We start from the raw sequence: 10,563 nt of genomic DNA, 5'->3' as shown, positions 1-10,563 counted from the left end.
TTAGAAGTTGATCGAGATCGTGGAACGGCGGTTCAGCGGTTCCTTCACACCATCGCCAGTGGCGACGGCGGGTTCGCTTTCGCCCTTCCAGTCGACCGCCAGGGTGGTGGCGGCGACACCGGCTCCGACCAGACCGTCGGCGACGGCCTTGGCGCGGCGCTCGGAGAGCTTGGCGTTGTACTTCGGAGAACCCGAGGTGTCGGTGTGGCCGACCACGGTGATCTTCGTCGCGTTGCCGCCCTTGGCGTAGTCAGCCGCTTGAGAGACCACGGCCTGGGCTTCCGGCGTCAGCACGTACTGATCGAACGGGAAGTAGACCACGAACTCGCGCGCTTCGTACGCAGCAGCCGGAGGCGGCGGCGGCGGGGGCGGAGGAGCTTCCGGCGGCGGGGGCGGCGGAGGCGGCGGGGGCGGCGGGGGCGGGGGCGGCGGCGAGCCGAAGGTGTAGCGGATGCCCAGCGTCAGCGAGGTGTCCTTGTACTTACCTTCGTAGGTGCCGACGTCGGTGATGAAGCCGGTGCGGCCCGGGCCGCCGACGTTCTGCGTCACCGAACCCCATTGCAGGTCATCGGTCTGCAGATAACGGCCGGTCAGGTCCAGGGACCAGTTCGGCGCGAAGTCCCAGGCGACGCCCACGATGCCCTGCCAGGCCAGGGCCTGATCGACGTCATCGAAGCTGGTGTTCTGGAACCGAGCGGCGCCGGCGGGAACGCCGGCCAGCTGGCCATAGACCTTGTTGTGAACCCACGCCGTACCCAGGCCGGCCCCGAGGAAGGGACGCCAGCTGGAGTCGGGCATGAAGTCATAGATGACATTGGCCATCAGGGTGGTGGCCTTCAGCTCACCATCCACGGGACCGCAGGTCGGGGCGGCGGCGGTGCGCTCCACGCCGGGGGTGCAGAGACCCGCCGGTTGGGTGGCGCCCGAACCGCGAACGCTGGCGATGTCGCCGGGGCGATAGCCGTATTCGCCTTCAACGCGCCAGTTCGGCGTCAGCTTGTAGCCGATACGACCGAAACCAGCCCAGTCGTCATCGGCCGAGAACGTCCAGTCCGGCGCGCCGGTGGACGAGGAGGCCTTGACGCCGTCTGGCCAGTGGTACCCGACGTCGCCGGCGACGTACCATCCGCTCAACGCGCTTTGGGCGGAGGCGCCCGACGCGGCGCAAAGCGCAAGCGTCGCGACACCTGCCAGCAACCGGATTTTCATGATGTGAACCCTCTACGTGAATGTCGTGAGATCCGCTCGGGGAGCAACCTCACGACGACAACGCGTCAGGATTGAAATCAGGTGTGGCAGAGGCGCCACATTCGCGCCATTTCGTCGAAAGATCGACATAGGGGCCCGGAACCCGGGGCTTCCATGATCGTCGCGGGTCCGGCGCCTCAAGCGTTATGCCATAGAGGCGCGCCCCTGGGCGGGGAACGCGCCCGTGACCGCGTATCGGATCGGCTGAACGATCGAGGCGCGGGTCGGCGCGATACAGGCGAGTTCCGCCTGGCTACCACCTAAAAGCGTCTGTACGGCCCATCACCGATGCGGGGTTGGGGGGCCTGGCGTTTCGCCGGTCGGCCCGCCGGTGGGGACGACATCATGCTGCTCAATGGAACGGCGCCGCCAACGGCGGGCGATGGCGCGGACGACGACTTTTGGATCGATACGACGGCGTGGGCGATCTATGGCCCGAAGGCGGCGGGCGCCTGGCCGACGGGCGTCAACCTAGTGGGCCAGAGCGGTGCGGATCCGGCCGTCGTCGCCGGGTTGCCGAGAGTGGCCAAGATCACGGGCGTCGAAGACATCGCCCTGGTCCAAGGCGGCGTCGCCTCCAAGGTTTCTTCGGGGGTGCTCGTAGCGGCCCTGCGCGCCCCAGGCGAACTGAACTGCGACCCCGCTCATCTCCCGAACTGGCGCGCCGCGGTGCAGGCCTGCCGCATGGGGACCGCGCCCAAGCCGATCGTGATCATCGGCAACAGCATCGCCGTGGGCTATCGCTCCAGCGGCCTGTTCAACAACGCGACCAACTCAGACGCCCTGGCGCTGCAGAAGTGCTACCCGATGCGCGTCGCCCAGTTGCTGACACCGCAACTGGGGATCATCGTTCAGATGGACGGCTGGGCGCCTGGCAACATCTCGGTCGGCCGCGACCCTCGCTACGCCCAGGGCTCCGGCTGGAGCAACCCAGCCACCTATGTGGGCCCGAGCCTCACGTGCCTGGCCAACACCACGAACACCAACGCCGCCGGCTTCACCTCGACCTACGCGGTCGATCGGGCCGACGTCTTCTATCCGACCGACACGGCGCTGGGCAGCTTCTCCGTGCATGTCGGCGCGGGGGCGGCGCTGCAAACGATCGATCAAGCCGGGTCCGCGGGCTTCATCAAGACGACGGTCAATCTCGGCGCGGCGGCGATCCAGCAGGTGAACTTCAGGCGCGTCGCGGGCTCGGTTCAGCTCGGCGTCGCCCGCTTCTACAATTCGGCGGCGCCCAGCATCGGGATCATCAACCTGTCGGTGGTTGAACATCCAGGCCGGCGCCTTCACGGGGTCGGCGCATCCGTGGGAGACCCTGCCGGCGCTGGCGGTGATCCAGCCGTGCCTGGTCATCATCGACCATTCGATCAACGCCTGGAACTTCCAGACGCCGGTCGCGACCCTCAAGGCGGACTATCGGCTGGTCATCGACGCGGCTCGCGCGGCGGGGGCGGACGTGCTCCTGCAGATCTCGATTCCGCCGAACGTCAACGCCGCGAGCGGTGTCTCCGGGGGCCTGGCGCCGATTTCACCGGAACTGACGCTGCAGCGCCAGCTTTTGGGCATGGAGCCCTATCGCGCCGCCATCCTGGACCTGGCGATCGAGAAGGACGTGGCCTGCATCGACATGATCCCGCATTTCCCGGGCGGATACACCCAGGTGGCCGCCATGAACATGATCACCGATTCCGTGCATCCCCGCGCCGAAGGGCAGTGGGACATCGCCGGGAAGACCGCCACGGTGCTGCAGCGCGTGACCTAGCCGCCCACTCGGGCCGCGCGCGCCGAAATATCGGCCCATTGAGCCATCGATGGGCCGAGCCACGGCGCCAGAACGCCCGGCAATCGCGGCAGGTGATTGAATTGTCGGAAGAAGGGAATGGTGGACGCGACAGGGATTGAACCTGTGACCCCCTCGATGTCAACGAGGTGCTCTCCCGCTGAGCTACGCGTCCGCCAAAGCGGCCCTGGAGCGCTTCGAAAAGCGTCCGGGGCGGGAAGGTGTGGGGGTATAGCGGCGGCTTTCGAAGGACGCAAGCCGCGCCAGAAAATTTTACGCGGCCATCATCTTCTCGACCTCGGAGACGAGGTCGCGCAGGTGCACGGGCTTGGACAGAACCTTGGCGCCGGCGGGGGCGCGGTCCTGGGCGGAGAGAGCCACGGCGGCGAAGCCGGTGATGAACATGATGCGCAGGGACGGGTCGCGGGCGGCGGCCTGGCGGGCCACCTCGATGCCGTCCATGCCGGGCATGACGATGTCGGTCAGCAGCAGGTCCCAGGGGGTGTCCAGGTGCTGGACGGCCTCTTCGCCGTCGGCGCAGGCCGTGACCTCGAAACCGGCGCGTTCGAGCGCCCGGGCCAGGAACCCGCGGAGGGAGTCATCGTCTTCGGCGAGGAGGATGCGGGCCATGCGGTGAGTTTCCAGGCGATAGGCGGAATTGGAAAGCGAGATTCTAGAGAAGGACGGTAAATCTCGGGTGAACCGGCCCCGGGCTGTCCACAGCTAAAGCATGGCGCCCGCTGCCGTCCCCTTATATCGCGGGTCGTTGCCGTTTGACCCGGAACCGCCGGACCGCGACAATAAGTCCATGACCGCATGGGAGCCGATCGCTTCGGAAACGCCGGCGACGGCGGAGCAAGGCTTCTCGCCGGCTTTCGACGTCGCGCGGGCCCAGGGCGCCGTGTCCGACGAGAGCGCGCCGCCCCCCACCCCGCTGGTCTTCGCCTCGCCCCATTCGGGACGGCTGTATCCGCCCGACATGATGGCCGCCGCGCGGCTGGACGCCCAGGATCTGCGCGGTTCGGAGGACGCTTTCGTCGACGACCTGATCGCCGGCGCGCCCGCCCTGGGGGTCTGCGTGATCCGCGCTCGCCTGGCCCGGGCCTATATCGACCTCAACCGCGACGCCTGGGAGTTGGATCCGGCGATGTTCGAGGACGTCCTGCCCGATTTCGCCCAGGGCCGCACGGCGCGGGTGGCGGCGGGACTGGGCGCGATCGCCCGAGTGGCCGGCGAAGGCCGCCCCATCTACGCCCGCAAGCTGACCTTCGCCGAGGCCAAGGTCCGCATCGAGACCGCCCACCGGCCCTATCACGACGCGCTGGACCGCCTGCTGGCCCAGGCGCGCAAGGCCCACGGCCTGGCGATCCTGGTCGACTGGCACTCGATGCCGGCGGCGGCGGCGCGGGGCCATCGGGCGCGCGGCGGCGGTCCGTGCGACATCGTGCTGGGCGACCGCTTCGGCGCGGCCTGCGGTCCCAAGCTGACCGGGCTGATGGAAAAGACCCTGGAGGGGTTGGGCTATCGCGTGGCCCGCAACGCCCCCTATGCCGGCGGCTACACCACCGAACACTACGGCCGCCCGACCCGGCGCACCCACGCCATCCAGGTCGAGATCAACCGCGCGCTCTATATGAATGAGACGACGCGCGAGCCGACCGAGGGCCTGGCGCGCCTGCAGGCCGACATCCAGTCGGTGACGGCGCGCCTGGTCGCGACGGACTGGGCCGAACTGCTCTAGCGCCTCGCGCCGTCATCCCGGACGTGTTCCGAGGCCTCTTCAGATCCGCCGCGCTGTCGATGGGGATTGAGCCACGATCTCACCGCGCCACGGATCAGCCCTTTTCGCGGCTGAAACAGGGGTCCTCGGAACACGTCCGAGGATGGCGGACGCTTGGAGAAGCTCAGGCCAAAAAAAAGCCCGGCTCGAGAGCCGGGCAGTTCATTAGGGAGGAAACGCCCAGGAAGGGCAGAGGCGGCAAGGCCACCTCACACGTCGTTTATAGGGTGCGGTGCGAAATGCATCAAGCAAAATCGACAGACAGCGTTGTCTTTTTCGTCGCACCCGTCCGCTGAAACCCTTTGTAACGTAAGGGCCGGAGAACGTCGCTCTCCAAGCTTGGCTGATTTCAGCGCCAATGCTGCACTGCACAATTAGTTGCCAAAGAAACGACATCCACCCGCAACTTCTTCAAACCCTATGAAATTAAGGGGTTTGGGGCTGACACCGGTTTCCTGTCCAATCTCTTGCGAAGGGGTGGGGTGGATAAACGTCGCGCAGTCGCGTAAAAGCCGCGCGCCTGACGCGCGCAGCGTCAAACTTCATTTGTTCCTCCCCGAAAGTCCGCCTTCTCCATGTCCATGCGAAACATCGCCATCATCGCGCACGTCGATCATGGCAAGACCACTCTCGTCGATCAGCTTCTGGCCCAGTCGGGCGTGTTCCGCGCCAACGAGGCGACGACCGAACGCGCCATGGACTCCAACGACCAGGAGCGCGAACGCGGCATTACGATTCTGGCCAAGTGCACCAGCGTCCTGTGGCACGGTGAAGCGGGCGAAACCCGCATCAACATCATCGACACCCCCGGCCACGCCGACTTCGGCGGCGAAGTCGAACGCATCCTGGGCATGGTGGACGGCTGCGTCCTGCTGGTCGACGCCGAAGAAGGCGTCATGCCGCAGACCAAGTTCGTGCTGACCAAGGCGCTGAAGATGGGCCTGCGTCCGATCCTCTGCATCAACAAGGTCGACCGCGCCCACGCCGATCCGGACAAGGTCCACAACGCCGCGTTCGACCTGTTCGCCGCCATCGGCGCCACGGACGAGCAGTTGGACTTCCCGCACATCTACGCCTCGGGCCGCGCCGGCTGGGCCACGCTGGACATGAACGTCCCCAATAGCGACCTGGCCCCGCTGTTCGACCTGATCGTTCGCCACGTGCCGGAACCCAAGCAGATCGCCAAGGTCGACGCGCCGTTCCAGATCCTGAACGTGCTGGTCGAATCCGACCCGTTCCTGGGCCGTCTGCTGACCGGCCGCATCGAGAGCGGCAAGGCCGTTCCCGGCATGGCCATCCACGCCCTGGACCGTGACGGCAAGGAAATCGAACGCGGCCGCATCACCAAGGTGCTGGCCTTCCGCGGCCTGAAGCGCTCGCCCGTCGACGAGGGCGCGGAAGCGGGCGACATCGTCGCCATCGCCGGCATGTCCAAGGCCACCGTGGCCGACACCCTGTGCGCCCTGGAAGTCACCGACGCCCTGCCCGCCCAGCCGATCGATCCGCCGACCATCTCGATGAACGTCTCGGTCAACGACAGCCCGCTGGCCGGCAAGGAAGGCGACAAGGTCCAAAGCCGCGTCATTCGCGACCGCCTGCTGCGGGAAGCCGAATCCAACGTGGCCATCAAGGTCACCGAGTCCACCGAGGGCGACTCCTATGAAGTGGCCGGCCGCGGCGAACTGCAACTGGGCGTTCTGATCGAGAACATGCGCCGCGAAGGCTTCGAAGTGTCGATCAGCCGTCCGCGCGTGGTGTACCAAACCGACCCGGAAACCGGCAAACGCCTTGAGCCGATGGAAGACGTCATGATCGACGTCGACGACGAGTTCTCGGGCATCGTCATCGAAAAGCTCTCGCAACGTAAGGCCGAGCTGAAGGACATGGGTCCGTCGGGCGCCGGCAAGACCCGCATCTCGCTGGTCGCTCCGTCGCGCTCGCTGATCGGCTATCAGGGCGAGTTCCTGACCGACACCCGCGGTTCGGGCGTGCTGAACCGCGTGTTCAGCCACTACGAACCCTACAAGGGCCCGCTCGACCAACAGCGCAAGGGCGTGCTGATCTCGAACTCGGACGGCGAAACCGCGGCCTTCGCGCTGTGGAACCTGGAAGATCGCGGCGTCATGTTCGTCGGCGCCGGCGAGAAGACCTACCTTGGCATGATCATCGGCGAAAACGCCCGTGGTGATGACATGGACGTCAACCCGATGAAGGCCAAGCAGCTGAACAACATCCGCGCCTCGGGCAAGGATGAAGCCATCCGCCTGACCCCGCCGCGCCGCATGACCCTCGAGCAGGCCATCGCCTATATCGAGGAAGACGAGCTGGTCGAAGTCACGCCCAAGAACATCCGCCTGCGCAAGCAGGTTCTGAACCCGTCGTTCCGCAAGCGTCGCGTCCGGGAAGAATAGTCAGTTCCCGGAACAATCCGGGACCGACGATCAAGAAGCCCGCCGCCTTCCGAGGCGGCGGGCTTTTTCGTGCCGTTTCGCCGCGCTTACGGTTAACCGCCGCTTCAGAAACCACCGATACGGTGCACGCGCAGGATGCGGGGGCGTCCTGAGATTGCAGGATGCGTCGTGCGCCAGATTTCCGCCCTTTCGCAGATCGCCGCACGGATCGTCGCGCCGCTGGCGCGCTACCTGCCGGTCGCGCCCGAGGCCATCGCGGGCCGGGTCCGCTTCGAACAACTGGTCAGCATCCAACGCCTGACGCCGGTGATGATGGCCGCCAACATCGTCAACGCCCAACTGGTCTGCCTGGCCGGCCTGGGCGGCCATCACCGCGTCACCCTGCTGATCTGGTCGACCGTCGTGACCTGCTACGCCCTGCTGGGCCTGCGCGGCTGGCTGGCCGCCCGCCGCCGCAAGAGCGCCAAGAACACCGTTTCGGCCCGGGGCGCGCGGCGCGTGGCCCTGCAGGCCGGCCTGCTGGGCTGCATCTGGGGCCTGCTGCCGGCCCTGGCCCTGCACGACGCCGGCATCCACATGAGCATGCTGGTCGTGGCCCTGATGGCCGGGATGATCGGCGTCGGCAGCTTCGCCTTGCTGACTCTGCCGATGGCGGCGCTGTCCTATACGACTCCGCTGGTCGTCGGCTCGCTGTGGGTGCTGCTGACCAGCCACGAGCCCGTTCTGCTGGCCTTGGCCGGACTTCTGATCTTCTGCTACCTGGTCGTGGGCCTGTCGTGCCTGTCGCACGCCAAGGTCTTCGTCGACCGCCTGGTGGCCGGCGACGAGCTGGAGCGCCAGAAACAGGTGGTCAGCCTGCTGCTCAGCGACTTCGAGGAAGGCTCCAGCGACTGGCTCTGGGAGGTCGATGCGACCGGCGCCCTGACCTATGTCTCCGAACGCATGGCCGAAGCCGCCGGTCGCCTGCGTGAAGACTTGCTGGGCCTGCGGGTCGGCGAGCTGGGCGCCGAACTGACCGAGGCGCCCGACGGTCTTGCGAACCTGACCGGACTGCTGGTCGCGCAGAAGGCGTTCCGCGACGTCGTCGTGTCGGTCCTGGTCGGCGACGAACTTCATTGGTGGGCGCTGAGCGGCAAGCCGATCCACGGCCTGGACGGCGCCTTCGTCGGCTTCCGGGGCGTCGGCGCCGACGTCACCCAGGCCCGCAAGGACCAGGAGCGCATCACCCGCCTGGCTCACTACGACGTGCTGACCGGCCTGCCCAACCGCCTGTCGTTCCTGCAGGCCCTGAGCGGCGCGTGGGACGCCAAGGGCCAGACCTCGGGCTGCGCGGTCCTGTGCCTGGACCTGGATCACTTCAAGGGCGTCAACGACAGCCTGGGCCATCCGATCGGCGACGCCCTGCTGATCGAGGCGGCCCGTCGCCTGCGCGCCTGCGTGGGCCAGACCGGGATCGTCACCCGCCTGGGCGGCGACGAATTCGCCGTGGTCGTCCGCGAGGACCTGGAGCCCGGCAGYCTGGGCGTCCTGGCCCAGGCCATCGTCGACACCCTGGCCCTGCCCTACGAGCTGAACGACCACCATGTGTCGATCGGGGCCAGCGTCGGCATCGCCGTGGCGCCGACCGACGCCGACGACGCCGACACCCTGCTGAAGAACGCCGACCTGGCCCTCTACCGCGCCAAGGGCGACGGACGCGGAGCCTACCGGTTCTTCGAGGCGACCATGGACATCTGGGCCCAGGAACGCCGGGCCCTGGAGATCGACCTGCGCTCGGCCCTGCGCAACGACGAGCTGAAGCTGTTCTTCCAACCCTTGATCGGCGCCAAGGCCCACGAGACGACCGGCTTCGAGGCCCTGCTGCGCTGGCAGCACCCGCGACGCGGCCTGGTCGGACCCGACGACTTCATCGAATGCGCCGAGCAGTGGGGCCTGATCTGCAAGATCGGCGAGTGGGTGCTGAACGAGGCCTGCCGCCAGGCCGCCTCGTGGCCCGCGACGCTGAAGGTGGCGGTCAACCTGTCGCCCAACCAGTTCGCGACTGGCGACCTGGTCGATCAGGTGCGCCGGGCCCTGGACGCCTCGGGTCTGGCGCCCTCGCGGCTGGAGCTGGAGATCACCGAGGGCCTGCTGCTGCGCGACACCGCCGGCACCCTGGAGCAGCTTCAGGCCCTGAAGGACCTGGGCGTGCGGATCGCCATGGACGATTTCGGCACGGGCTATTCCAGCCTGGCCTATCTGTGGCGGTTCCCGTTCGACAAGATCAAGATCGATCGCACCTTCGTCGCCGAGATGTCGGGCAATCCGGCCATCGCCGACATCCTGCGCACCATCACCCTGCTGGGCCGCACCCTGAACCTGGAGGTCACCGCCGAGGGGGTGGAGACCGCCGAGCAGGCCTCGATCCTCGAGGACATGCGCTGCGACCATTTCCAGGGCTATCTGTTCGGCCGGCCCATGCCGATCGCCGACATTCCCGGCTTCCTTCTGGACAACACGGCGCAGCGCCTGCGGCGCGGGCCGGCGAGCGACGATGTCATCCAAGCGGCGGTGAGCTGACCTTCCCTCTCCCCCCGCGGGAGAGGGCGGCCTCGCGAAGCGAGGTCGGGTGAGGGGTCGATAAACGCAAACGCCGCGCCCAGCGGTCAGGCTGGGCGCGGCGTCGGAGATCTGAGAGACCCCTCATCCAGCGGATGCGCCACCACCTTCTCCCGCAAGGGGAGAAGGATCAGGGCCGTATTTCAGCTCAAACCCGGTTGCGGCCCTTGAACAGGCCCAGCAGGAACAGCAGCACGATCGCGCCGATGGTCGAGATGATCAGGCTGCCGATCCAGCCCATGAAGTGAATGTTGAACATGCTGGCCAGGAACGCGCCGATCAGCGCGCCGACCAGGCCGACGATCAGGTTGGTGATCAGGCCGTGATTGCGGCCCATGATCTGTTCAGCGATCCAGCCGGCGAAGATGCCGATGATGATCGCGCCGATAAAGCCCACACCGTTCATGTCTTTGATTCCTGACAGCCAAGATTTGCTGCTGGAATGCCTGGGCGTGGCGAATGGTTGCTGCTGGCCGCCGCCTAATGCCGCGCCGTATCCACCCGCGCCACCACGCTCATCCCCGGCCGCAGCCGCGCGACGCCGTCCTGGTCCGGATCCAGGGCGATGCGGGTCGGAAGGCGCTGGACCACCTTGGTGAAGTTGCCCGTGGCGTTGTCGGGCTTGATCACCGCGAACTCCGAGCCGGTGGCCGGCCCCAGGCGCTCGACATGGCCGCGCAGCTTCAGCCCGCCCAGGGCGTCGACCTGGACCACCGCCGGCTGGCCCACACGGATGTGGGCGG

7 protein-coding genes, 1 tRNA gene and 1 pseudogene are annotated in these 10,563 nt (G+C 67.3%); 4 read left to right on the top strand and 5 right to left on the bottom strand.

The window, feature by feature from the left end:
- Complete coding sequence (locus tag AC1DZ6_RS10170; RefSeq protein ID WP_477097063.1) at positions 1-1,209, bottom strand: OmpA family protein; 1,209 nt, start codon at positions 1,207-1,209, stop codon at positions 1-3.
- Between the two features lie 1,306 nt (positions 1,210-2,515).
- On the opposite strand from AC1DZ6_RS10170, the gene AC1DZ6_RS10165 reads away from it, so the two are divergent.
- Positions 2,516-3,013: a GDSL-type esterase/lipase family protein gene (locus tag AC1DZ6_RS10165; RefSeq protein WP_477097062.1), complete on the top strand. Its 498-nt coding sequence runs from the start codon at positions 2,516-2,518 to the stop codon at positions 3,011-3,013.
- 118 nt (positions 3,014-3,131) lie between these two features.
- Here the strand turns inward: AC1DZ6_RS10165 and AC1DZ6_RS10160 are convergent.
- Both AC1DZ6_RS10160 and cpdR read right to left on the bottom strand, forming a co-directional pair.
- Positions 3,132-3,206 (bottom strand) — tRNA-Val (locus tag AC1DZ6_RS10160).
- Positions 3,207-3,304: 98 nt separating this feature from the next.
- The gene (gene cpdR, locus AC1DZ6_RS10155; RefSeq protein ID WP_012284930.1) at positions 3,305-3,661 is read right to left on the bottom strand and encodes a cell cycle two-component system response regulator CpdR; all 357 of its coding nucleotides are present in this window, start codon (positions 3,659-3,661) and stop codon (positions 3,305-3,307) included.
- A 178-nt stretch (positions 3,662-3,839) separates the two neighbouring features.
- On the opposite strand from cpdR, the gene AC1DZ6_RS10150 reads away from it, so the two are divergent.
- From AC1DZ6_RS10150 to AC1DZ6_RS10140, 3 genes are all read left to right on the top strand, one after another.
- Positions 3,840-4,772: an N-formylglutamate amidohydrolase gene (locus tag AC1DZ6_RS10150; RefSeq protein ID WP_477097061.1), complete on the top strand. Its 933-nt coding sequence runs from the start codon at positions 3,840-3,842 to the stop codon at positions 4,770-4,772.
- 614 nt (positions 4,773-5,386) lie between these two features.
- Positions 5,387-7,222, top strand: coding sequence for a translational GTPase TypA (typA, locus tag AC1DZ6_RS10145; RefSeq protein ID WP_477097060.1), 1,836 nt, complete (start codon positions 5,387-5,389; stop codon positions 7,220-7,222).
- Positions 7,223-7,390: 168 nt separating this feature from the next.
- Positions 7,391-9,781, top strand: a complete 2,391-nt coding sequence (locus tag AC1DZ6_RS10140; protein WP_477097059.1) for a putative bifunctional diguanylate cyclase/phosphodiesterase — start codon at positions 7,391-7,393, stop codon at positions 9,779-9,781.
- 187 nt (positions 9,782-9,968) lie between these two features.
- Here the strand turns inward: AC1DZ6_RS10140 and AC1DZ6_RS10135 are convergent, their stop codons facing one another.
- Both AC1DZ6_RS10135 and AC1DZ6_RS10130 read right to left on the bottom strand, forming a co-directional pair.
- A complete protein-coding gene (locus tag AC1DZ6_RS10135) occupies positions 9,969-10,226 on the bottom strand; it encodes a GlsB/YeaQ/YmgE family stress response membrane protein (protein ID WP_477097058.1) in 258 nt (85 codons plus the stop codon).
- A gap of 74 nt (positions 10,227-10,300) precedes the next feature.
- A pseudogene (locus tag AC1DZ6_RS10130) lies at positions 10,301-10,563 on the bottom strand (HlyD family secretion protein); the annotation flags it as partial.

The organism is Caulobacter sp. P1_B12_2, assembly GCF_056406675.1.
The sequence above is the reverse complement of the archived record's forward strand: the minus strand, read 5'-3'. Positions and strand labels throughout refer to the sequence as shown.